This window comes from Flavobacterium sp. (genome assembly GCF_044361015.1).
Classification (GTDB): Bacteria; Bacteroidota; Bacteroidia; order Flavobacteriales; family Flavobacteriaceae; genus Flavobacterium.
Genome location: NZ_JBIKJL010000002.1, coordinates 60,612 through 84,447, shown reverse-complemented (window position 1 = coordinate 84,447; position 23,836 = coordinate 60,612). Strand labels below are relative to the sequence as shown.

General features: G+C 33.6%; 24 protein-coding genes and 1 tRNA gene. 11 read left to right on the top strand and 14 right to left on the bottom strand.

Annotated elements, in window-relative coordinates:
* Positions 1 to 22: 22 nt before the first annotated feature.
* The 3 genes from ACIQ2Z_RS01500 to ACIQ2Z_RS01490 all read left to right on the top strand — a co-directional run bounded on the left by ACIQ2Z_RS01500 (position 23) and on the right by ACIQ2Z_RS01490 (position 1,502).
* Positions 23 to 96 (top strand) — tRNA-Arg (locus ACIQ2Z_RS01500).
* A gap of 101 nt (positions 97 to 197) precedes the next feature.
* The gene (locus tag ACIQ2Z_RS01495; protein ID WP_396182396.1) at positions 198 to 977 is read left to right on the top strand and encodes a zinc-dependent peptidase; all 780 of its coding nucleotides are present in this window, start codon (positions 198 to 200) and stop codon (positions 975 to 977) included.
* A gap of 105 nt (positions 978 to 1,082) precedes the next feature.
* Positions 1,083 to 1,502 (top strand): CBS domain-containing protein, encoded by a 420-nt coding sequence (locus ACIQ2Z_RS01490; protein WP_396182395.1) that lies wholly within the window; start codon positions 1,083 to 1,085, stop codon positions 1,500 to 1,502.
* A gap of 21 nt (positions 1,503 to 1,523) precedes the next feature.
* On the opposite strand, the gene rpe is transcribed toward ACIQ2Z_RS01490, so the two are convergent.
* The 6 genes from rpe to ACIQ2Z_RS01460 form a co-directional block, all read right to left on the bottom strand.
* On the bottom strand, positions 1,524 to 2,183 hold the full coding sequence (rpe, locus tag ACIQ2Z_RS01485; RefSeq protein ID WP_396182394.1) for a ribulose-phosphate 3-epimerase: 660 nt from the start codon (positions 2,181 to 2,183) through the stop codon (positions 1,524 to 1,526).
* A 288-nt stretch (positions 2,184 to 2,471) separates the two neighbouring features.
* Complete coding sequence (locus tag ACIQ2Z_RS01480; protein ID WP_007804760.1) at positions 2,472 to 3,335, bottom strand: RNA polymerase sigma factor RpoD/SigA; 864 nt, start codon at positions 3,333 to 3,335, stop codon at positions 2,472 to 2,474.
* Between the two features lie 77 nt (positions 3,336 to 3,412).
* Positions 3,413 to 5,830: a TonB-dependent receptor domain-containing protein gene (locus tag ACIQ2Z_RS01475; protein WP_396182393.1), complete on the bottom strand. Its 2,418-nt coding sequence runs from the start codon at positions 5,828 to 5,830 to the stop codon at positions 3,413 to 3,415.
* Positions 5,831 to 5,971: 141 nt separating this feature from the next.
* A complete protein-coding gene (locus tag ACIQ2Z_RS01470; protein WP_396182392.1) occupies positions 5,972 to 8,131 on the bottom strand; it encodes a polyribonucleotide nucleotidyltransferase in 2,160 nt (719 codons plus the stop codon).
* Positions 8,132 to 8,279: 148 nt separating this feature from the next.
* A complete protein-coding gene (gene rpsO, locus ACIQ2Z_RS01465; RefSeq protein ID WP_396182391.1) occupies positions 8,280 to 8,549 on the bottom strand; it encodes a 30S ribosomal protein S15 in 270 nt (89 codons plus the stop codon).
* A gap of 94 nt (positions 8,550 to 8,643) precedes the next feature.
* Positions 8,644 to 9,099 carry a GAF domain-containing protein gene (locus ACIQ2Z_RS01460; protein WP_396182390.1) on the bottom strand — a complete coding sequence of 152 codons (456 nt, stop codon included), beginning with the start codon at positions 9,097 to 9,099 and terminating at the stop codon, positions 8,644 to 8,646.
* 71 nt (positions 9,100 to 9,170) lie between these two features.
* On the opposite strand from ACIQ2Z_RS01460, the gene xrtF reads away from it, so the two are divergent.
* The 8 genes from xrtF to ACIQ2Z_RS01420 all read left to right on the top strand — a co-directional run bounded on the left by xrtF (position 9,171) and on the right by ACIQ2Z_RS01420 (position 16,393).
* The gene (gene xrtF / locus ACIQ2Z_RS01455; RefSeq protein ID WP_396182389.1) at positions 9,171 to 9,722 is read left to right on the top strand and encodes an exosortase family protein XrtF; all 552 of its coding nucleotides are present in this window, start codon (positions 9,171 to 9,173) and stop codon (positions 9,720 to 9,722) included.
* Positions 9,703 to 10,146, top strand: coding sequence for an exosortase F system-associated membrane protein (locus ACIQ2Z_RS01450; protein ID WP_396182388.1), 444 nt, complete (start codon positions 9,703 to 9,705; stop codon positions 10,144 to 10,146). Before xrtF ends, ACIQ2Z_RS01450 begins: the two co-directional genes overlap by 20 nt.
* Before the next feature lie 39 nt (positions 10,147 to 10,185).
* Positions 10,186 to 11,019 carry an ATP cone domain-containing protein gene (locus ACIQ2Z_RS01445; RefSeq protein WP_396182387.1) on the top strand — a complete coding sequence of 278 codons (834 nt, stop codon included), beginning with the start codon at positions 10,186 to 10,188 and terminating at the stop codon, positions 11,017 to 11,019.
* Positions 11,020 to 11,021: 2 nt separating this feature from the next.
* The gene (locus ACIQ2Z_RS01440) at positions 11,022 to 12,377 is read left to right on the top strand and encodes an MBL fold metallo-hydrolase RNA specificity domain-containing protein (RefSeq protein ID WP_396182386.1); all 1,356 of its coding nucleotides are present in this window, start codon (positions 11,022 to 11,024) and stop codon (positions 12,375 to 12,377) included.
* A 21-nt stretch (positions 12,378 to 12,398) separates the two neighbouring features.
* Positions 12,399 to 12,848: an HYC_CC_PP family protein gene (locus tag ACIQ2Z_RS01435; protein WP_396182385.1), complete on the top strand. Its 450-nt coding sequence runs from the start codon at positions 12,399 to 12,401 to the stop codon at positions 12,846 to 12,848.
* 62 nt (positions 12,849 to 12,910) lie between these two features.
* Entirely contained in the window at positions 12,911 to 15,157 is a 2,247-nt protein-coding gene (locus tag ACIQ2Z_RS01430) for a TonB-dependent receptor domain-containing protein (protein ID WP_396182384.1), read from the top strand.
* Positions 15,158 to 15,298: 141 nt separating this feature from the next.
* On the top strand, positions 15,299 to 15,643 hold the full coding sequence (locus ACIQ2Z_RS01425) for a heavy-metal-associated domain-containing protein (protein WP_396182383.1): 345 nt from the start codon (positions 15,299 to 15,301) through the stop codon (positions 15,641 to 15,643).
* Positions 15,644 to 15,658: 15 nt separating this feature from the next.
* Positions 15,659 to 16,393, top strand: coding sequence for a DUF2490 domain-containing protein (locus tag ACIQ2Z_RS01420; protein WP_396182382.1), 735 nt, complete (start codon positions 15,659 to 15,661; stop codon positions 16,391 to 16,393).
* A 66-nt stretch (positions 16,394 to 16,459) separates the two neighbouring features.
* Here the strand turns inward: ACIQ2Z_RS01420 and groL are convergent, their stop codons facing one another.
* The 8 genes from groL to miaB form a co-directional block, all read right to left on the bottom strand.
* On the bottom strand, positions 16,460 to 18,091 hold the full coding sequence (gene groL / locus ACIQ2Z_RS01415; RefSeq protein WP_396182381.1) for a chaperonin GroEL: 1,632 nt from the start codon (positions 18,089 to 18,091) through the stop codon (positions 16,460 to 16,462).
* A gap of 65 nt (positions 18,092 to 18,156) precedes the next feature.
* Positions 18,157 to 18,492 (bottom strand): four helix bundle protein, encoded by a 336-nt coding sequence (locus ACIQ2Z_RS01410; RefSeq protein ID WP_396182380.1) that lies wholly within the window; start codon positions 18,490 to 18,492, stop codon positions 18,157 to 18,159.
* Positions 18,493 to 18,539: 47 nt separating this feature from the next.
* The gene (gene groES, locus ACIQ2Z_RS01405; protein WP_396182379.1) at positions 18,540 to 18,815 is read right to left on the bottom strand and encodes a co-chaperone GroES; all 276 of its coding nucleotides are present in this window, start codon (positions 18,813 to 18,815) and stop codon (positions 18,540 to 18,542) included.
* 157 nt (positions 18,816 to 18,972) lie between these two features.
* Complete coding sequence (gene secG / locus ACIQ2Z_RS01400) at positions 18,973 to 19,320, bottom strand: preprotein translocase subunit SecG (protein ID WP_396182378.1); 348 nt, start codon at positions 19,318 to 19,320, stop codon at positions 18,973 to 18,975.
* A gap of 2 nt (positions 19,321 to 19,322) precedes the next feature.
* Positions 19,323 to 20,315 (bottom strand): tetratricopeptide repeat protein, encoded by a 993-nt coding sequence (locus ACIQ2Z_RS01395; RefSeq protein ID WP_396182377.1) that lies wholly within the window; start codon positions 20,313 to 20,315, stop codon positions 19,323 to 19,325.
* A 79-nt stretch (positions 20,316 to 20,394) separates the two neighbouring features.
* On the bottom strand, positions 20,395 to 20,901 hold the full coding sequence (locus ACIQ2Z_RS01390) for an LptE family protein (RefSeq protein WP_396182376.1): 507 nt from the start codon (positions 20,899 to 20,901) through the stop codon (positions 20,395 to 20,397).
* A 6-nt stretch (positions 20,902 to 20,907) separates the two neighbouring features.
* Positions 20,908 to 22,167, bottom strand: a complete 1,260-nt coding sequence (locus tag ACIQ2Z_RS01385) for a sigma-54 interaction domain-containing protein (RefSeq protein ID WP_396182375.1) — start codon at positions 22,165 to 22,167, stop codon at positions 20,908 to 20,910.
* A 115-nt stretch (positions 22,168 to 22,282) separates the two neighbouring features.
* Positions 22,283 to 23,731 carry a tRNA (N6-isopentenyl adenosine(37)-C2)-methylthiotransferase MiaB gene (gene miaB, locus ACIQ2Z_RS01380; protein ID WP_396182374.1) on the bottom strand — a complete coding sequence of 483 codons (1,449 nt, stop codon included), beginning with the start codon at positions 23,729 to 23,731 and terminating at the stop codon, positions 22,283 to 22,285.
* Positions 23,732 to 23,836 lie beyond the last annotated feature (105 nt).

Sequence of the window (23,836 nt, the reverse complement as noted above, 5' to 3'; positions counted from 1 at the left end):
GCACATCGAAGATGCAATCATTGGCCTCGTAGTTCAACTGGATAGAATATCAGATTTCGGCTCTGATGGTTGGGGGTTCGAACCCCTCCGAGGTCACCTTGAAACACCCGAATAATTTTTGGGTGTTTTTTTATTTTCATTTTGAAATTACGGATAAGAAGTAGTTTTTATCTATATTTAAAAATAAAATATAAGTATTGAATCCTTTTATTCTTCTATCTGTTTTTTTTGGTGTTTTTGTTGGAAAAGCAATAGAACCTGTCTATGTCTATTTTTATGGAAAACCGTTGTTTATTCATTTTTACCCTATTCCAAAAAAATTAAAACCTTTTGAGCTTGAAATATTGAATGCTAATTTTCACTATTATTCAAATTTATCTCCTCGAAAGAAAAAATATTTTGAACATCGTGTAGCTACTTTTATACAGAACTATCAATTTATCCCAAAAGAAGGTATTGAAATATCAACTGAAATGAAAATTTTAATAGCGGCTACTGCCATTAAATTATCTTTTGGGATGCGAAATTATCTGGTTAAGGTTTTTGATAAAATTATTATTTACCCAGAATCATATTATTCTATGGTAAACGAAGTATGGCACAAAGGTGAATTTAACCCAAGAATGAAAGCCATTGTGTTTTCGTGGGAAGATTTTCTAGCAGGTTATGAACATGATAATGATAATTTAAATTTAGGCTTGCATGAATTTGCTCATGCTTATCATCTTCACGGGTTGAAATCTTCGGATGTTAGTGCCATAATTTTTGCTGAAACTTATAAACAAATCATTTCTTATACTGCCAAACCGGAAATTCGGACAAAACTAATTACCTCCAATTATTTTAGAATTTATGCTTACACGAATTCTTTTGAGTTTATAGCCGTTTTGCTGGAACATTTTTTTGAAACTCCGGAACAATTTGAAATTGAATTTCCGGAATTGTTTCAAAAAGTAAGAAAAATGATAAATTTTTAATTACCCACAATATACTAAAATAAATTCAATTTTTTACTGATAGTCGTCATCTTATTATAGCTAAAAAGAGGTGAAATTTGTTTTAATATATTAAAAGTTATTGAAATGAAAAAGCAAGTTCCTGTATCGACAATAATGTCCAAAAATGTGATTAAGTTAAATCTTTCAGATGATTTGACAAAGGCTGAAATGCTATTCAAGAAACACCATATCCGTCATATTCCGGTCGTAGATAGCAACAAAATTATTGGAATGCTAAGTTATACTGATTTGCTTCGTATTTCCTTTGTTGATGCAGTTGATGACGAAGACGAAGTTGTTGATGTAACGGTTTATAATATGTTTACCGTTGAACAAGTGATGGCTAAAAAATTAGTCACCGTAAGTCCTGATACAACAATTAAACAAGTGGCTGAAATATTAGCAACGAATGAATTTCACGCACTTCCTATAGTTGAAGGGGAATTATTAGTCGGTATTGTAACTACAACAGATATTATCAAATATTTAATCGACCAATATTAAGAAAAATAAACGCCTGAAAAATTACTGTGTAATCTTCTTTAAATCTTTAATTATTTCAATTGGATTTTGGGCTTTAAATATATAATTACCGGCTACTAAAACATCTGCACCCGCTTCTGCTAATTGTTGCGCATTTTTATTGGTAACACCACCATCAATTTCAATTAGAGTTGAAGCGTTATTGCGTAAAATAATTTCTTTTAGCTGCTTTACTTTAGTATAGGTATGCTCTATAAATGATTGTCCGCCAAATCCTGGATTTACACTCATCAAACAAACTAAATCAATATCTTTAATAATGTCTTCTAATAAGCTAACCGGCGTGTGCGGATTCAAAGCAACTCCTGTTTTCATTCCCTCCGCCTTGATGGCTTGAAGTGTTCGATGCAAGTGTGTGCAAGCTTCGTAATGGACAGTAAGGTTGGTTGAACCAAGTTGAGCAAAAGTTTTAATATAACGATCCGGATCGATAATCATTAAATGAACGTCGATTGTTTTTTTGGCATGTTTTGAAATGGCTTCTAAAACCGGCATTCCGAAAGAAATGTTGGGTACAAAAACACCATCCATAATGTCGATGTGAAACCAATCGGCTTTACTGGAATTAATCATTTCAATATCGCGTTGTAGGTTGGCAAAATCGGCTGCTAGGACAGATGGGGCAATAAGCGTGTTTTTCATTTTGAGTGGTGTTGTTGGTTGCAAAGATAGATTTTAGTTTAAAAGTTTAAAAGTTTAAAGGACTAAAAGTTTTGCTTGCCCTAAAAAAGCAAAACTCCGGAAACCCGAGCGTAGCGAACTGACCGTGGGTTTTGCTTGCCCTAAAAAAGCAAAACTCCGGAAACCCGAGCGTAGCGAACTGACCGTGGGTTTTGCTTGCCCTAAAAAAGCAAAACTCCGGTAATCAGCCGGAGTTTCAATCATCAATCAAAAAACGAACAGTTATTAACTGTTGTTACTTTTTATAGGTTAACCAAGGTATGTTTTTAATATTTTACTTCTTGAAGTATGTTTTAATCTGCGAATAGCTTTTTCTTTAATTTGACGAACACGCTCACGTGTTAAATCAAATGTTTCGCCAATTTCTTCTAACGTCATCGGATGTTGATCACCTAATCCAAAATACAAACGGACTACGTCTGCTTCTCTTGGTGTAAGGGTTTCTAGCGAACGTTCAATTTCCGTACGAAGTGATTCGTGAATCAATTCTCTATCCGGATTTGGTGATTCTCCTGAGCGTAAAACGTCGTATAAGTTGGAATCTTCACCTTCCACTAGCGGAGCATCCATGGATAAATGACGACCGGAGTTTTTCATGGACTCTTTTACATCATTGACAGTCATGTCAAGTTCTTTTGCAATTTCTTCAGCAGAAGGTGGTCTTTCGTTAGATTGCTCTAATAAAGCGTACATTTTGTTGATTTTATTGATTGAACCAATCTTGTTCAACGGTAAACGTACAATACGTGATTGTTCTGCCAAAGCTTGTAAAATCGATTGACGAATCCACCAAACGGCATAGGAAATGAATTTAAATCCACGCGTTTCATCAAAACGTTGAGCTGCTTTAATAAGCCCTAAATTTCCTTCGTTTATTAAATCCGGCAAGGTTAATCCTTGGTTTTGGTATTGTTTAGCAACCGATACAACGAAACGTAAGTTTGCTTTAGTTAATTTTTCTAAAGCTCGTTGGTCACCTGCTTTGATACGTTGTGCTAATTCAACCTCTTCATCGGCTGTAATTAAATCAACTTTTCCAATTTCTTGTAAGTATTTGTCAAGGGATGCAGTTTCACGATTCGTTACCTGCTTTGTGATTTTGAGTTGTCTCATTTAATTCTATTTGAATAATAGGTTCGAATAATTATACGCAAAGCATTCATAAAAAGTTACAAAATATCGCAAAAAAATTATTTTAATCGATCTTGAACTTCTTCGTTGCCCGATTCTCGTTGGTTCACAGCGAGTTTTTTATTTCCGAATTTATAAGTAATTCCTACTCGTAACATACGTTCATCTTGGTAAAGTGAACGTCTTTGTGGAGTGTTATTTATTTCTGTAGAGATATAGGCCATATATGTTCTGAAAATATCGGTTCCTAATAAAATGAAACTCCAACCTTTTTCCTTGATGGAATAACGTAATCCGGCATCAAGTTTTGAATATTGCGTGGCCTCATAAAATAAATCTTTTCTCGGACTGTGGTATTCATAATTTAACTCGGCAAAAAATGATTTATTTTTATTCAAGGTAAAAGTATTGTTGGTGTAAAAAACATACAAGAATCCGTTTTGAACCGCAGTTGGGAGTTCTTGATTGAATGTGGTTGCATTGTAATTACCATTCAGAGTATTAGAACTTTCCCACCATTCAAAAGTATTATATAAATAGGTGATTGTAGCTCCATATTGATCTTTGTCATAAAAGTTGCCTCTTTGATAACGAATGGTTTGTGGATCCGTATTTAAATCTATAAATGGAATTTGGAGATTTCCATCAGTTGTGGATGAATAATAAATTTTGAAAGTTAAATTTTCTTTATAACTGTAATTAATTTCAAAATTATCTGTAAAAGAGGGTTGTAGATATGGGTTGCCTTCTACGATAATAAAAGAACTTAAATACCATTTAAATGGATTTAGATCCCAAAAAACAGGTCGGTCAATTCTTTTGCTGTAATTAATTGAAAAACTATTGTTTTCATTAGGTATATATAAAAGGTAAGCAGAAGGGAAAAGCTTGCTGTAATCAAATTTATTTTCTTGATTTTGAGTAACATCAGGTGAAGTTGTGATACCGACTACTTGTGTATTTTCATAACGCAAACCAATTTGTGTTTGCCATTTTGAACTTAATGTTTTAGAAAAATTAATATAGGCTGCTTGAGTATTTTCTGTGTAATCATAAACATTAGTCTGACTAATGTCCAATAACGGAACACCGGTTGATAAGTCATAATAGCTTATATCACTTTTGTTTTTTATCCAACTTAATTTTCCGCCAAAACCATAAGTTGCCCATTTTGTTGGTAAATCAAAATCAAATTTTCCACTATAATTTTCAATATTTTGAATACCTGAATTTTGAGCGATAGTCGCCGGGCCTATAGGATTGTTTGTTGGATTGAAGTTTTGTGTAGTAAAGTCTCTGATTTTAGTATCTTCATAATTAAAATAATCTAAATCAACAGTGAATTGTTTTCCTAACGTGTCTAGCTTTTGGATATAATAGGCGTTAAAGGTATTATTCATATTTTTGGAATCATTACTCCCTGTTGTTTCGAATGTAGAAATCAAATTACCGGTGACTTTATCAAAAACTTTAGAGGTATTACTGTCGGTCATATCCGGTTTATCAAATAGGCCAACATATTTTGCCCCAATTTTGGCATTTTCAGATAATTTATAATCAAAACCAAGTATTCCTCTGTAAATGTCCGCTTTTTCTTTTCGTTTTGTCGCTCCATCCCATGTTTCATTTTCATAGTAAGTGTCTGTGTTCTCTACAATTTTATCATAGCCTTCTCTTTTTGCAAAATCGGTAAATAAGCTCAATTTATTTTTGTTATAAGTAAAGTTAATAGCAGATGAAATAGATGGATAAGTAGTTTGAATATAATTTGCCCGAATAGTACTGGACCAAGATTCTTCTTGAATTTTCTTCAATTTGATATTGATTAATCCACTATTCCCTTGGGCATCATATTTTGCAGGCGGAGTGGTAATTACTTCAATACTTTTAATGTTATCAGAATTGATGCTTCGCAAATAATTGTTCAGTTCATCTCCGCTCAGATTGATAATTCTTTCGTCAATCATTACACTTACCGTACTTTTTCCAACAATCCCAATAGCATTAGCAGAGACAGCAACGCCAGGTGTACTTTTTAGTAATTCTAGCCCGTCACTTCCGGAAGCCCGAACACTGTTTTCAACATTAAAAACGGTACGATCAACTTTGTTTTCAATTATTTTTTTCTTGGAGGTGACTTCTACCTCTTTTAATTGGTTGGCATTATCAAAGGATGTCAATGTGCCCAAGGAAATATTTTTGTCTAAAATAAAGTCCGTTTGATAAATGACTGAGCCTACAAAATAAAAACGAAGGGAATAGGTTCCTTTTGTACTTTTTAAATTAAAAGTTCCTTTGGAATCAGTTAAAGTTGAACTGATGATGTTTCCATCTTTTAAAAGGATAACTTCTGAAGATTCAATGGCAACTTTATTTTCATCGACTAAGGTACCGGAAACGGAAAACTCCTGACCGGAAACAGTTGTTAATAATAATAGATTAATTATTATAAAAATTCTCGAAATTGAAAATCTCATACTTTTTTTTGAATCGCTCTACTGCAAATATAAAATAAATGTTAAGACCACAATGCTTTGTAGTAGATAAATTACAAATTAAATTATAAAAAAAACCCGATTCAGTTTTTGAATCGGGTTGGTTAATATAGTAAAAAAAAATTAATCCTTTTTCGGAACAATTTTATTTTCTTCTCTTGAAGGTCTAGGCAAAAGTGCTTTTCTTGACACTTTCTCTTTTCTTGTTTTTGGGTCTATTCCTAAATATTTTACTTCAAAAACATCACCCATTTTAACAACATCAGTTACATTTTCTGTACGTTCCCAAGCTAATTCAGATACGTGAAGTAAGACTTCATTTCCTGGAGCTGAAGTATATTCTACCACTGCACCAAAATCTAATAATTTAATAACTTTCACTTCGTAAGATTCACCCATAGTTGGTTTGAAAATAATCGAATCAATTTTAGCTAATACAGCTGCAATTCCATCCGGATCAGTTCCAAGAATTTCAACAACACCTTGTTCGTCTACTTCATTGATAACTATAGTACAACCTGTAGCTTTTTGCAATTCTTGAATTACTTTTCCTCCAGGTCCAATCAAAGCACCAATAAATGCTCCCGGAATAGTACGCATAATGATTTTTGGAGCATGTTTCTTAACATCAGCTCTTGGTGTAGCAATGGTTTCGGTAATTTTACCTAAAATATGCATACGACCATCACGTGCTTGGCCTAATGCTTGTTCCATAATATCATAACGTAAACCGTCAATTTTGATATCCATTTGACAAGCAGTGATTCCGTCTTTTGTTCCGGTAACTTTAAAGTCCATATCACCTAAGTGATCTTCGTCACCTAAGATATCTGAAAGAACTGCAAATTTTTGTCCATCAGTGATTAAGCCCATTGCAATTCCGGAAACCGGTTTTACCATTTGAACACCTGCATCCATTAAAGCCATTGTTCCTGCGCAAACAGTTGCCATGGAAGAAGAACCATTTGATTCTAACACTTCTGAAACAATACGGATAGTATAAGGGCAATCAGCCGGGATCATATTTTTTAATGCACGTTGAGCTAAGTTTCCGTGACCAACTTCTCTTCTTGAAGTTCCTCTTAACGGTTTTGCTTCACCCGTTGAGAAAGGAGGGAAATTATAGTGTAAATAGAATTTCTCTTCACCTTGTTCAGATGGCGAGTCAATTTGATTGGCTTCTCTTGAGGTTCCTAAAGTTACGGTTGCTAACGCTTGCGTTTCTCCACGAGTAAATAAAGAAGAACCGTGAACAGAAGGTAAATAATCTGTTTCACACCAAATTGGTCTTATTTCAGTTGTTTTTCTTCCGTCTAAACGAATTCCTAATTCAAGGATTACGTTACGAACAGCCTCTTTATTGGTTTTGTAGAAATATTTTCCAACTAAACCTGCTAAGTCAGCATTTTCAGCATATTCTTCTTCAGAAAATAATGCTTTTGCTTCTTCTTTTACGGTTGCAAATTGAGCTATTCTTTCGTGTTTTGCTGTTCCTTCTTTAGCAATAGCATAGCATTTATCATAAGCAAAGGCTTTTACTTTAGCATATACGGCTTCGTCTTCTTTCTCACCTTCGTATGTTCTTATTTCTTTTTTGCCAAAAGCTTCCTGTAAACGCAATTGAGCGTGAATTTGAACTTTAATAGCTTCGTGAGCAAATTTAATGGCTTCCACCATTTCTTTTTCTGAAATTTCTTTCATTTCACCTTCAACCATGGCAACTGAATCCAAAGAAGCTCCAATCATCATATCAATATCAGACAATTCTAATTGTGCTCTACTTGGATTTATAACGAATTTTCCATCCACACGTGCTACACGTACTTCAGAGATTAAGTTGTAAAAAGGAATGTCTGAAACGGCTAAGGCTGCAGAAGCGGCTAAACCTGCTAATGCATCCGGCATCACATTTTCGTCATGACTCATTAATTGAATCATCACTTGTGTTTCAGCATGATAATCATCCGGGAAAAGCGGGCGTAAAACACGGTCTACTAAACGCATGGTTAATACTTCACTATCACTCGGACGTGCTTCTCTTTTGAAAAAACCACCTGGGAAACGTCCTGCTGCGGCAAATTTTTCACGATAATCTACTGTTAATGGTAAAAAATCTACTGCTGGATTTGCTGTTCTGGCAGAAACGGCTGTAGCTAAAAGCATACAATCGCCTAAACGAACCACCACAGAACCATCTGCTTGTTTTGCTAATTTTCCGGTTTCGATAGAAATGGTTCTACCATCTCCTAAATCGATAACCTCTTTTGTTACATTTGGAATCATAAAAATTCTAATTTGGTATTAATATTAGGTTTCGTTGTGTTGTTGTGTTGTTGTGTGTAGTTGTTGTGTAACCCAATGAAAAACCAAACTTTTTTCTGTCAAAATCTATAAAACAAAAAGAGGCACTTTCGCACCTCTTTCCTATTGATTATTTTCTAATATTCAATTCTTTAATAATCTCACGATATCTGTTGATATCTTTTTTCTTTAAGTAATCTAAAAGACTTCTTCTTTTACCTACCAATAATACTAATGAACGCTCGGTATTGTAATCGTGACGATTTTTTTTCAAGTGCTCTGTTAAGTGTGAAATTCTGAAAGTGAACAATGCAATTTGTCCCTCAGCAGAACCTGTGTTTTCAGCTTTTCCTGCGTGTTTAGCGAAGATTTCAGCTTTTGTTTCTTTAGTTAAATACATTCCAATATTATATTAAATGATTATTATGTATGAACCAGGGTTTTCCTAATTCGGTTGCAAAGGTAATTTTATTTTTTAAAAGTACAAGTTTTTTCTAAAACAACTTTGCAACTTCTTCATTCACAAATTCTAAAAAGCGTTCGTCAGTTTCACTGAACGGATTTAAAACATGACTGTCGATGTCAAGTTGTCCTATGTTTTTACCATTAACAAAAAGAGGGACAACAATTTCAGACTTAACCGTAAAGCTACAGGCAATATAATTGTCTTGAGCGGAAACATCCGGCACAACAAAATTTTGATTAGAAACGGCTACCTGTCCACAGATGCCTTTTCCAAAAGGAATAACGGTATGGTCTGTTTCAGCACCAACATATGGTCCTAAATGTAGGGTTTGTGTTTCATGGTTGGCAAAATAAAATCCAACCCAATTGTAATAATCAACTTTATCATGAAGTAATTGACAAATATTTGCCAGTTTTTCATCGGTGGAAATATCAAATTGAATGACAATTTCAGTAATTTTAGGTTTTAGGGCATCTAAGGTCATGGTATTATTTTTTTACAAAGGTAAAAGATCACAACTGCTCAAAATTCTATATTTTTGTTAAAAATAAAGTGTTGAAAAAATACCTTGTACAGTATAAACCTTTTTTGATTTTTCTGCTTAAATTCTTTTTAAGCTATGCCATTCTTACTTTTTTGTATCAAATTTACCTTAATAAATATGACACAACTCAGTTTGAAGTGGATGCAATAACTAAAATTGTTGCCCGTCAAGCACAACAAACAACTACATTTTTTGGTTATCATTCAGAAATTGCGGATAATCTTGAGCAAAGTTCTGTTAAGTTTTTTGTCAAAGAAAAATATGTGGCTCGGGTAGTTGAAGGATGTAATGCAATCAGTGTCATTATTTTATTTATTGCTTTTGTAATTGCTTTTAAAGGAAAAATAAAGCAAACGTTGTTTTTTGTGTTACTCGGTTCAATTCTGATTTATGTATTGAATATTATTCGAATTGCATTAATTTCAATCGCTTTGTATAAATTTCCGGCATATGAACATTTGATTCATGGTGTCATTTTTCCGCTTATTATATATGGTGTTGTTTTCGTTTTATGGATAGTTTGGGTAAATAAATTTTCAATTTATGCAACTAAAGCAAACTAATAATTGGATTGTCTATTCGTTAGTTGGTTTCTGTTTAGTTGCCTTGATACTTATTAGATTATATGAAACCCAACTTTTTTATGATCCTTTTTTAGTTTATTTCAAAAATGATTATCTTAATTTACCTTTTCCTGAATATGACAATTTCTTATTATTGTCAAATTTGATTTTAAGGTATTTTTTCAATACGTTCTTTTCATTGGCAATCATTTTTCTTTTGTTTAAGGATTTTCAGCTTACAAAATTTGCCTCATTTTTATACTTTTTTTTCTTCATTATTTTAATTTTTCTCTTTTTTGGTATCCTATCTTTTTTCGACGAGCAAAGTAATTTTTTACTTTTTTATGTTAGAAGATTTCTAATACAACCTTTGTTTTTAGTGCTCTTTATTCCGGCATTTTATTTTCAGAAGAAACAATTATAGCTCAATTTTTCGTATCTTTATAAGACTAAAGAATAGGGTATGAAAGTCACTAAATTTTCAGGTGAAATTGTCAACTTTGATAAAGATAAATTAATTCATTCGTTACGAAAATCAGGAGCGAATGAAGTAGCAGTTTTTCAGGTAATTCATGAAATTGAAAGAGAATTATACGAAGGAATTCCAACTAAAAAAATCTACAAATTAGCCTTTCAGCTTTTAAAAAAATTTTCTAACGTTCATGCTGCTCGGTATAATCTAAGAACGGCTATTCAGTCGTTAGGACCGGCAGGTTTTTTCTTCGAAAAATTTATAGCTAAAGTTTTTGAATGTGAAGGATATCAAACCCAAACAAATCTCATTTTGGAAGGAAAGTGTGTGTCACATGAAGTTGATGTATTGCTTAAAAAAGAAAATTGTGTTTCCATGGTTGAATGTAAATTTCATGGAAGTCAAGATGCTAAAACGGATGTGAAAGTTCCGATGTATATTTTATCCCGATTTAATGACTTAAAAGATAGAGATTTTCAACTGTTTAAAAACAATTATTCCATTCAAAATTGCTGGATAACTACTAATAATAGATTTACAGATGATGCTGTAAAATTTGCTAATTGTTCAAAGTTGAGTTTATTAAGTTGGGATTATCCGAAAGGAAACAGCTTAAAAAATAAAATTGATTTAAACCAAATTTATCCTGTGACTTGTTTAACAACTCTAACAATGGCTGAAAAAGATAAATTATTAGTTCAAGATATAATTACCGCCCTCGATTTAATTCAACATGCTGATTGGCTTTCTAAAATTGAGTTAAGTCCAAGCCGGATTAAAAACGTATTGCTTGAAGCAAATCAATTGTGTAATTTAATAAAATAACCATGAAAATTCAATTTTTAGGAGGTGCTGGAACAGTAACCGGTTCAAAAACACTTGTAAAGCATAACGAACTTCGGATTCTGATTGATTGTGGTATGTTTCAAGGGTTAAAAGCTTTGCGAGAACTCAATTGGGAAACCTTAGCAGTAGATTCTTCCAGTATTGATTTTGTATTGCTCACACATGGCCATTTGGATCACTGTGGATGGTTACCCAGGTTAGTAAAAGAAGGTTTTCGCGGTAAAATATTTTGTACAAGTCCTACTAAGCAAATAGCAAAACTTATTTTATTAGATAGTGCTAAAATTCAAGAGGAAGAAGCATCCAAAGCAAACCAAGAACATTATTCTAAACACGAACCGGCAGAGCCACTATACACTGTTGTTGAGGCTGAAAATGTGATTCCTTTTTTTAGAGCAGTAGAAAAAGATATTGAAATTGAACTCACAGAAAATTGTTATTTTAAATTTTTTCAGGCTGGGCATATCTTAGGAGCTTGTTCAATTTCATTACATATTGATGGCAAAGAATTAGTGTTCTCCGGTGATGTTGGGCAAGACGATGATGTATTGATGTATCCACCGGAAAAACCAACTACTGCGGATTATGTTTTTTTAGAAAGTACCTATGGCAATCGAATTCATCCAACTAATGATGTGCTTTTTGATTTAGAATTGATTATCAACCAAACTATTGATAGAGGCGGGAATGTTATTATTCCCAGTTTTGCTGTTGAACGGGCCCAAACCTTGATGTTTCTACTGTGGCAATTAAAAAAACAAAATAGAATTCCCGACATTCCTTATATTATTGATACACCGATGGGAATAAAAGTATTGGATGTGTTTAATGATAATCATCAATGGCATAAGTTGGCAGCGCATGAATGCGAAGAAATGTGTAGAATGTTCTCGATGATAACTGATTTTGAAGATTCAATCAGTGCAATTTATGATAAAAAACCAAAGGTTGTAATTGCGGCAAGCGGAATGATTACTGGCGGAAGAGTTTTGTCTTATTTAGAAAGATATATTGATAAACCAGAAAACACGGTCATGCTCGTTGGCTATCAAGCGGAAGGAACTCGAGGCAGAAAACTATTAGAAGGAGCTAAAGAAATCAAATTCTTCGGAAAATATTACCATGTTGAAGCTCAGGTAACTTTAGTGGAAGGTCTTTCTGCACATGGCGACCAGAATGACTTGCTTAGTTGGCTTAATAAATTAGAAAAAAAGCCTGCAAAAATATTTTTAGTACATGGTGAAAATGAGGCGGCAGACGCATTGCGAACAAAGATTTTTGACACATACGGATTTGATGCAACCGTTCCGCTTTTGGGTCAAGTTATTGAGATTTAATTCAATTAACAGATTTTTTGGATGCTAGTAATCAATAAAAAGTACCTTTGCACTATGAATTTCAAAAAATGCACAAGTATAATTATGGCTTTTTATCTGCTGATTTCTTCCAGCGGATTTGCTTTTAATGTGCATTATTGTGGTGATACGATTGCTTCAGTTTCCTCAGTTTTTAATACAGAAGAAACTTGTGTAATGGACGTTCATCCGGAGGAAAAATCGTGTTGTGCAGCTTCGTTAGAAAATCATGATGGTTGTTGTTCAGATGAAACAATTCAAGCCGATTTTGATGATGTAGTAATCAAACAATTGCAATTTGATTTCGATTATGTTTCTGTTTTACCAACATTTGAATTCCCATTTTATACAAATAGAGCAGCGTTAGTCAACAAGCAATTGTTCGATTATTACTGTGATGCAAATGCTCCGCCACTTTATCAATTGTATTCTCAATTTGTTTTTTACGACTGATTTTAGATTATACTGAATTTCAATTTAGTGAAAAAATTATGTTTAATTTAAAATCATTTTTAATGAAAAAACAACTTATAATTTCATTATTTTTATTGTTTTCTACAGTGCTTTTTTCTCAAGAAAAAGTAACCGGTAAAATAATATACGATAATAATCAACCGCTTCAAGGAGCAAATATTTATTGGCAAAACACACAAATCGGTGCTGTTTCAGATGACAAAGGAAATTTTTCGATTCCTTTTACTGCCGAAAATTCGGTTTTAGTAATCAGTTATGTAGGTTTTAAAACTATTTACTTAACAATTACTGAACCCAAATCAATTACTCAAAATTTAGAATTTGACACTACTTTAGATGAAGTAACGCTCACAAAATTGAAAAGCTCACTTCAAAGAAATCTTGGCTCTACAGCCAATGTACAAACCATGACTGCCAAGGAATTAACCAAGGCGGCGTGTTGTAACCTTTCGGAGAGTTTTGAAACGAACCCCAGTATTGATGTGAATTTTTCTGATGCAGTTTCCGGGACCAGACAAATCAGGATCCTAGGTCTAACCAGTCCTTATATTACCATGACAGAGGAAAATATTCTTGGATTAAGAGGCGGGTCACAATATTCCGGACTTTCATATATTCCTGGCCCTTGGGTTCATAGTATACAAATTACTAAAGGTGCCGGAAGCGTTATCAATGGCTATGAAAGTATTTCAGGGCAAATTAATTATGAGTTTTTAAAACCAGTTGAAGAACCTACCATTTTTATCAATGTTTTTGGAGCAATGGGCGGTCGTTATGAACTAAACACGCACTATCACACTATTTTAAACGAGCATTGGGCTACAGGTGTTTTGGTGCACGGTAATTTCCGTAATGAAAAAAACGATATGAATAAAGATGGATTCTTAGACAATCCATTAATGCGTCAAATTAATGTAATGAATCAATGGAAGTATGGTATTTGTGGAAAAAAAGGTATTTCTGCAGAATTCAAATGGCGTTTTTTTATTGATGAGAAACAATCTGGTCAAGTAGCGTTTGATCCAAGTATTCCTAGATCTGTCAATCCGTTTTGGGGTTCTGAAATTAATACGCGTCAGTTTTTAGCTAGTGCAAAAGTCGGGTATGTTTTTCCTGATATGGATTATCAAAGTATCGGTTTTCAAAACCAATTCACGGATTATCGTCAGGATGGATATTATGGCAATAGAGATTATTTTGTACGTCACCAAAGTTGGTACAGTAATCTGCTTTTTGCCACTATTATTAGTAATACATTACATAAATTTACCACGGGTGCTTCATTTCAGTGGGACCGATTTGAAGAATTATATCAATTTAATGATTTTTCTCGAACTGATATCGGTGCAGGTGCTTTTTTTGAATACAGTTACAATAATAATGATGATTTGAGTTATACGCTTGGGGGTAGAGCAGATTATAGCAACAGATTAGGAGCTTTTTTTACCCCTAGAGCACATATTAGATTTCAGCCGGCAGAACAAACAACCCTAAGAGCGTCAATAGGAAGAGGCAAAAGATTAGCCAATGTATTTATGGAAAATCAAAATTTATTTGCTTCCAATCGTACTTTTGTGTTACCCACTTTGCCTCAAGGGGATAATGGATTTTATAATTTGGATCCAGAAATCGCTTGGAATTATGGGCTGAGTTTTTTACAAAAATTTAAAATTCTCGGTAAAGATGCAGAGATTGGTTTAGACTTATATCGAACCGATTTTCAAAATCAGGTGGTGATTGATTTAGACGCTTCCACACAACAAGTAAATTTTTATAATCTAAACGGAAAGTCATTTGCCAAGAGTTTGCAATTGGATTTTAATATCACACCAGCAAAACATATGGAATGGAGGAATTCTTATAAATTTTATGATGTTCGAAACACTAACTCGATCGGATTAGATCAACGGGTATTGCAACCTAGACACCGATTTTTTACCAATTTGGCATATGAAACAAATACAAAGGATAATGGAAATCAATGGAAATTTGACGCCACCTATAATTGGTTAGGGAAACAGCGTATGCCGGTGTCAACCGGAAATCCGTCAGAATTTCAGTGGAATACTATGGCTCCAGCTTTTTTTACGCTAAATGCTCAGGTGACTAAAGTATTCAGTTCAAATTTTGAAATTTATGTTGGAGGTGAGAACATGAATAATTATCGCCAACCTAATGCCATTATTGCTGCGACAGACCCTTTTGGTGATTTTTTTGATAGTAGTATGATTTATGGTCCGGTATTTGGAGCGATGTATTATGCAGGATTGAGGTGGAGAATTAATTAATTATTTGTTCTAAATTATACCCACCGCAAGTACATTATTTTATAGTGTTCAGCGTTCTGAATGATAGTTCTCAGAAAAGTGCCAAATAGCAAAACACTTCAAAATAATTAATAAATAGTAATCACATAAATGAATATAAAAATGAAAAATATAATTGTAACACTAATGGTTTTAATGATAGGGGTTTCCCTAAATGCTCAGGAAAAGAAAAACAAAAATGCTAAATATGACATTGAAGTAAATGGTAATTGTGCGATGTGTAAAAAACGTATCGAAAAAGCAGCCTTGTCTGTCAAAGGAGTGAAGTCTGCCGTTTGGCATATCGATCACCAAGATTTGCATTTAGTTTTAGATGAGACTAAAACCACACTAGATCAAGTTCATGAAGCGGTGGCAAAAGTAGGTCACGATACAGAAAAAGTAAAAGCAACGGACGAAGCTTATAATGACTTACACGGCTGTTGTAAGTTTGAAAGGAAACAATAAATTTAAAAATGTCTTATGATTTGCAAAAAGTTAACCATGCTTTTGTTAGGTTTAATTTCAATTCATTCATTTTCTCAAAATCCTATGGAGGATCAAGCCAATTGGTTTGCATATGTAGGACAAATAAAAATGTCGGAAAAAGTTGGAATTCATGCAGAAGCACAATTTCGTTTAGATGATGAGTTGAAATTAAGTCGTCAAAATTTATTTCGGGTTGGGGCAGTTTATCATATTAATTCTAAAGTAAATTTAGCTGTAGGATATGGTTTCATTACAACATATAATCCAACTTTTGATGATTACTTTAATGAAAACAGAATATGGCAACAACTAATTTACAATCATAATTGGAAGGAAAATAAAAATTTAATGAATCATCGATTTCGACTTGAACAACGATTTGTAGATAGATTAGGAATTGAAAATGAAAACACTGATGTCGTCGCTACACATTATCAAAATAGATTTCGCTATTTAAATAGAAATTTGATTTATTTGATGAATTTTAAAAATTCCAATAATGCGTTGTATGGAGTTATTCAATCGGAAGTTTTCTTAAACATTGGAAAAAATAAAATCAATTCCAAATTGTTTGATCAGAACCGACTTTTCATCGGTTTAGGAATAAAATTTAAGGAACAAACCAGAATTGAGTTGGGTTATTTGAATCAGTATATCAACACAAGTGCGGGAAATGATATTATGAATCATACGGTTTCATTTTCAATTTTTCAGAATTTGAGTATTTAATAAAATAAAAATCCGCCACGAACAAATTCATGACGGATTATTTATAGTTGGATTGTAATTAGAAAGCTACATCATTCCCGGCATTCCGCCACCCATTGGCATTCCACCTCCGGCATTTTCTTCTTTAATATCGACTAAAGCACATTCGGTCGTTAAAATCATTCCGGCAACTGAAGCGGCATTTTCTAATGCTACACGAGTTACTTTCTTCGGGTCGATAATTCCAGCTTTTAGCATATCAACGTATTCATCAGTTTTAGCATTGTATCCAAAATTACCTTTTCCTTCGGCTACTTTTGCTACTACAACAGAACCTTCTAATCCTGCATTTTCAACTATGGTTCGCAATGGCGATTCCACCGCACGAGAAACAATTTGAATTCCGGTTGCTTCATCTGCATTGTCCGCTTTTAAAGATGCTAAGGCATTTTTGGCTCTTAATAATGCGACACCACCACCGGCAACAATCCCTTCTTCAACGGCTGCTCTAGTGGCGTGTAAAGCATCGTCAACACGGTCTTTTTTCTCTTTCATTTCTACTTCCGAAGCAGCCCCTACATAAAGAACCGCAACGCCACCGGCTAATTTTGCTAATCGCTCTTGTAATTTTTCACGGTCATAATCTGAGGTGGTTGTTTCCATTTGTGATTTGATTTGGTTGACACGATTTTTAATCATGTCACCATTTCCTGCTCCGTTCACTAGGGTAGTATTGTCTTTGTCGATAGTCACTTTTTCAGCAGTTCCCAACATTTCCAACGTTGCATTTTCCAATGTGTATCCACTTTCTTCAGCAATAACGGTTCCTCCAGTTAAAATAGCGATGTCTTCTAACATGGCTTTTCTTCTGTCGCCAAATCCCGGAGCTTTTACTGCTGCAATTTTTAAGGCTCCACGTAATTTGTTTACGACCAAGGTTGAAAGTGCTTCCCCATCAACATCTTCAGCAATAATTAAAAGTGGTTTTCCTGATTGTGCTACCGGTTCTAAAACAGGTAATAATTCTTTCAAGGAAGAAACTTTCTTATCATATAATAAAATGTATGGATTATCTAATTCTACATTCATTTTTTCAGGGTTCGTAACAAAGTACGGGGATAAATAACCTCTGTCAAACTGCATTCCTTCCACAACATCCACATAAGTATCTGTTCCTTTTGCTTCTTCAACTGTTATAACTCCTTCTTTACCTACCTTTCCAAATGCCGTAGCGATTAACTCACCAATTACTTCGTCATTATTTGCTGAAATAGAGGCAATTTGTTTGATTTTTTCTGTAGAACTGCCAACTTCTTTGGCTTGTTTGCCTAAATCAGCGACAATGGCTTCTACTGCTTTGTCAATTCCTCTTTTTAAATCCATTGGATTTGCACCCGCAGCTACGTTTTTCAAACCTTCTTTTACGATAGCTTGAGCTAAAACTGTAGCAGTAGTTGTTCCGTCACCGGCTAAATCGTTGGTTTTAGAAGCAACTTCTTTCACCATTTGAGCTCCCATATTTTCCAAAGGATCTTTTAATTCTACCTCTTTGGCAACCGTTACACCATCTTTAGTCACTGTTGGACCTCCGAATGATTTACTGATGGTTACATTACGTCCTTTTGGACCTAAAGTTACTTTTACTGCATTAGCTAATGCATCTACACCACGTTTTAAACCGTCACGTGCTTCTATATCAAATTTAATATCTTTTGCCATAATTTTATTCTTTATGCTATAGGATTTAAGCTTAATGCTTAAGTTTTAGCTGTTAAGTTTTTCTTTTAATTTGTAAATTTTACTTTTTTTATTATAATTATCTGATTGTCTAAACTTTCAAAAGTTTCATTAGAAATGTAATTCAAATCTCTTGATAATGTTAGAAGATATTCCGATTCGCTAGCAAAACCAAAAGCTATATTTTGAAAATGATTGAATTCTTTATCTGAGTCTCTTCCGCAACCTTCACTTATGTTTGTTGGAATTGAGGCCGATGCTCTTCTAATTTGACTCATAATTCCATAAATTTCTTCTTTCGGATAAGTTGAGGTTAATTGATAGATATCAAGTGTAAACTGGTGACTTAAATCCCAAATTTCGTAATTTTTGAAGTTTTTCATTTAATCATTGCTTTTTTTGACTAAGGCTTACTGCTTAAAGCTTATTGCTAAATTATTGCAAGGATGTCATCCTCACGCATGATTAGGAAATCTTTGCCTTCTAATTTTAAATCTGTTCCGGCATATTTGCCATATAGAACGGTGTCACCAACTTTTACGGTCATGGTATAATCTTTTTTGCCGTTTCCAACAGCGACAACTGTTCCTCGTTGAGGTTTCTCTTTAGCAGTGTCCGGAATAATAATTCCTGATGCAGTGGTTGTTTCGGCTGCTGCCGGTTCCACTAAAACGCGATCTGAAAGGGGTTTAATGTTTACTGACATAAATATTTATTTTTAATTTAATTAAATTTAATGCTTTACTATTAGTCAGAAATTATGCCAATTGCTAGTAACTGACATTTTTTCAGTGAATTCAAATAAAAGAGATTCAAAAAAAAATCCCGAGTTACCGGGATTTTTTCTATATAAATAAATAATATTATTCTGGTTTTGGTGTTGTTTCAGCCGGTGTCGATTCTACGGGTGCCGGAGTAGTAGCAGGTTTTGCTGCTTCTGTAGTAGCCGGTGCAGAACTTTTGTCAATTTTAACTGTTCCATCACCATCATTAAAAGCTAAACTTGAAAGCATAATTAATGCAATCAAGATAATGCCTAATGTCCAAGTGCTTTTATCTAAAAAATCGGTTGTTTTTTGAACGCCACCTATTTGTTGTGAACTGCCAAAAGTAGATGATAAACCGCCACCTTTAGGGTTTTGAACCATAATTACTACGATAAGTAAAAAACATACTACTGTTATTAATACTAAAAAAACTGAAAATCCCATTGCTATTGATTATTTTGTTGTAAAATTTTAATGTCTTTAATTCGGTCTGCAAAGAAAATACTTTTTTCCGGATATTTCAAAATTAATATTTCATAAGCTTGAATTGCTTTTGAAAATTTTTTTTGTTCTAAATAAACTCGAGCTAATGTTTCAGTCATTAAGTGTGTTGTATCACTAATTTCGATAGATTTCACTGGTGTTTCAACAACTTCTCGTGAAGGAGTTATTTTGGGATTTGTTTCAATAAACTTGTCAATAATTTCTAATTTCTTTTGTTTATCTGAAATATTTTCTGCTTTTTGATCTTCTTTTTCTATTGGTTTTGCCGAAAATAAAGGTTTTGTAACCTCAGTTTTTCTCTCAATTGGATTAATACTTGCTAATTGTAACCATTCCTGAAAAGAATGTTGCTCGTTTTGAGTAAACGAAATGGGTTTTCCAAGTTGTAATTTTTCTTCAGCAATTTGCTTGTCCTTTGTTATGTCAACAGAAATTACCTCATTTACTATTTCTACCGGTATTATTTTTTCTTCAAGTTCGCTATCATTTACATTAGTTTCTAGCTCTTCCACTTTTACAAATTCAATATCTGCAATTGGTTCAAATTCTATAGTCGGTAAAGTGGATTCTTCAAAATCCTGAATTTCAATGACGTTATTGGTTTCAGTGAAAATAGCATAACCAATATTGCTTTCAACAACTTCAATACCCATGAGTTGAGCCAATTTTTGCTCATAAATATCTTTTTCAATGATAGTAAATTCATCTGATGTAATGAAGTCAAATAAAACACTTCGATCAGTTGTGTGAGCAGCGGTTTGCTTTAATGCAAAGTTGTATTTATAACTGTCTTGGTTGTATAAGCCTTTTAAATATAAGGCACGAGCACTTTGAAAGAAAGGAAAATTGTCAACCACAGTTTCTAATGCCTTGGCTTGTTTTTCATTTACCGCATTCGGGTTATTGAGCAGATATGTGTATTCGGATAAATTCAAATTTTGTTATTGGTTAACTTTTAGATTTATATTCAAAGTTAGAAAAAATTAAAAATACCTGGCAATTTAAAACTAAAAACTACCATTTTGCTAAAGAGGCATTAAAAATATCTTGTGTAATGCGTTCAAAAATGTCATCTTTAGCAGCTTGTAAAGTGCTTCCAACCAGTTGACTACTTGCCGGATAATCATGAAAAAAAGTAAAAGGTTTTTCAAAATTATCTTCTTCTTTTTTTGTATTGGTAAACCGCACGTTGACGGTCATGGTTAAACGGTTTTGAGCTGTTTTTTGATCAGCAGTAGCTGTCATCGGAGAAATTCTAAAACCGGTAATTTCGCCTTCATAAATTAAATCTCCACCCGAATTTGTTAGACTTAAATTGGTTTGATTTTGAATCAAATCTTGTAATGCTAAGGTGAAATCTCGTTCTATTCCAGGTTCAATTAATTCGGCATTATTCTGAAAATAATTAACCTGAAATGTATTAGCATCAATTTTTCCTGTGCCGGTAAAATTATAATATTTGCAACCGTTTATGGAAAACAAAATAATTATCAATAAACAAAATTGAATGGAATTTTTCATATTTTTTTACAAATCAAACTGTTTAATTTTTCGGTATAATGTTCGTTCAGAAATTCCTAATTCATCCGCAGCCGCTTTACGTTTCCCTTTGTTTCTTTCTAAGGCTTTTTTGATGAGTTCAATTTCTTTTGCATCTAATCGCAATGTTTCTTCTTCTTCGACTGTTTCTGCAAATAAATAGTTTTGATCGTCGTCATCATCAAATTCAACTTGTTGTGAAAGATTTTGTGACGAAATAACATCAGTTCTGGGTTCTTCAAAGTCGATTTCGGTATCTTCTTTTTGACCGTAAATTTTTTGAATTAAATTTTTATTTGCTTCCTGTACTTTAGAACTGCCATTTTGCATCAGTTCTAACGTGAGTTTTTTCAAATCGTTTAAGTCACTTTTCATGTCGAAAAGCACTTTGTATAAAATTTCACGTTCATTACTAAAATCACTTTCAGATTTTTTATCCTTTACTAATGCCGGTAAATTAGAGACTTCCTGAGGTAAATAGGAATATAACGATTGATAAGAAATGTTTCTATTTGTTTCTAATACAGAGATTTGTTCTGCAATATTTCGTAACTGACGAATGTTTCCACTCCATCGGTATTTAAGCAATAAATCAACGGCATTGTCATCTAATTTAATGGCGGGCATTTTATATTTCTGAGCAAAATCAGCAGCAAATTTTCGAAATAATAAATGAATATCTTCTTTTCGTTCCCGTAAAGGGGGCAAAGGGATGTCAACCGTGCTCAATCGGTAAAATAAATCTTCACGGAATTTTCCTTTTTCAATGGCGGCAAACATATTTACGTTTGTAGCAGCTACTATACGAACATTTGTTTTTTGTACTTGAGAGGAACCGACTTTTATAAATTCACCATTTTCTAAAACGCGAAGTAATCGTACTTGAGTGGTTAAAGGTAATTCGCCTACTTCATCTAAAAAGATAGTTCCACCATCGGCTACTTCAAAATAGCCATCGCGTGCTCCTGTAGCACCGGTAAACGAGCCTTTTTCATGTCCGAATAACTCACTGTCTATAGTTCCTTCCGGAATAGCCCCGCAGTTTACGGCAATATATTTGCCATGCTTTCTGTGCGAGAGGGAATGTATGATTTTAGGAATACTTTCTTTTCCAACACCACTTTCTCCGGTAACTAATACTGAAATGTCGGTTGGAGCCACTTGAATAGCTTTTTCAATGGCACGATTTAGTTTCGGATCATTTCCGATAATTTCAAACCGTTGTTTTATTGCTTGTACGGATTCCATGTTTTATTTCAGGTTTCAAGTTTCAGGTTTCAAGTTTCAGGTTTCAAGTTTGAGGTTTCAAGTTTGAGGTTTCAAGTTTTGGTATTAACTTGAAACCTGAAACCTGAAACAAAAATTAATTCATCACTTCAGAATATCCAACCGCTTCACCAATCAAAGTTGCTGTTGTACAATCGTTTATTTTTACCAAAACAAAATCACCTACTTTGTAATTTTCTTTTGGAAAAACTGCCACTGTATTTTCAGAATTTCTTCCACTCCAATGAGCCGATGATTTTTTAGACTCTTTTTCAATTAAAATTTCAACTGTTTGACCTACAAATCGCTTTGTTCTCTCCAAAGATAATTCTTGTTGTAAATCAACAATTTCTTGTAATCGCCGTTTTTTTAATTCTTCAGGCACATCATCTTCCAGTTTTCTGGCGGCTAATGTTCCCGGTCTTTCAGAATAAGCAAACATATAACCGAAATCATATTTTACATATTTCATTAATGATAAAGTGTCTTGATGATCTTCTTCTGTTTCCGTCGGAAATCCGGTTATCATATCTTGTGAAATAGAACAATTTGGAATTATCATTTTAATCTTGTCAATCAAAGCAATATATTCTTCTCGGGTATGCTGACGATTCATAGCGGTCAAAATCCTTGTACTTCCGCTTTGAACGGGTAGGTGAATGTAGTTGCAGACATTGTAGTATTTTGCAATTACATGCAAAACTTCTTCATGCATATCTTGTGGATTTGAAGTAGAAAAACGAAAACGCATTTTAGGAAATTGTATAGCACACATTTCCAGTAATTGAGCAAAATCAACTGCGGTGGCTTTTTCCATAGCGGATGCCTTTTCATAATCTTTTTTCAGTCCGCCACCATACCAAAGGTAACTGTCAACATTTTGACCTAAAAGGCAAACTTCCTTAAATCCTTTACTCCATAAATCATTTATTTCTTGTAAAATACTTTGAGGTTCTCGACTACGTTCACGACCGCGAGTGAATGGTACTACACAAAACGTACACATATTATCGCAACCTCGTGTGATAGAAACAAAAGCGTTTACGCCATTACTATTGAGTCGAACTGGAGAAATATCACCATAAGTTTCATCTTTTGATAGAATTACATTGATAGCATCTCGGCCTTCTTCTACTTCCTTCAATAAATTAGGAATATCTTTGTAGGCATCTGGTCCAACAACCATGTCTACAATCTTTTCTTCTTCTAAAAACTGACTTTTTAATCGTTCCGCCATGCAACCCAACACGCCAACTTTCATGCTTGGGTTAATTTTTTTAACGGCATTGTATTTTTCCAATCGTTTGCGAATGGTTTGCTCTGCTTTATCCCGGATGGAACAAGTGTTGACTAAAACCAAATCAGCTTCTTCAAGATTTTGAGTTGTATTATATCCTTGTTCATTTAATATAGAAGCTACAATTTCACTGTCCGAAAAATTCATCGCACAACCGTAACTTTCTATAAATAGTTTTTTCTTATTGCTTTCTTTTTGTTCTAAAACTAAGCTTGTACCTTGCTTGTTTTCTTCAATTGTCTTCCCCATAATCAAATTTGTCTAAAATCTGTTAGCAAAGATAATACTAAAAATCAAAATCTGACAAGATGGCAGTTGTAGTTTAACAAAAATTTGATTGTATTGACGAGTTAA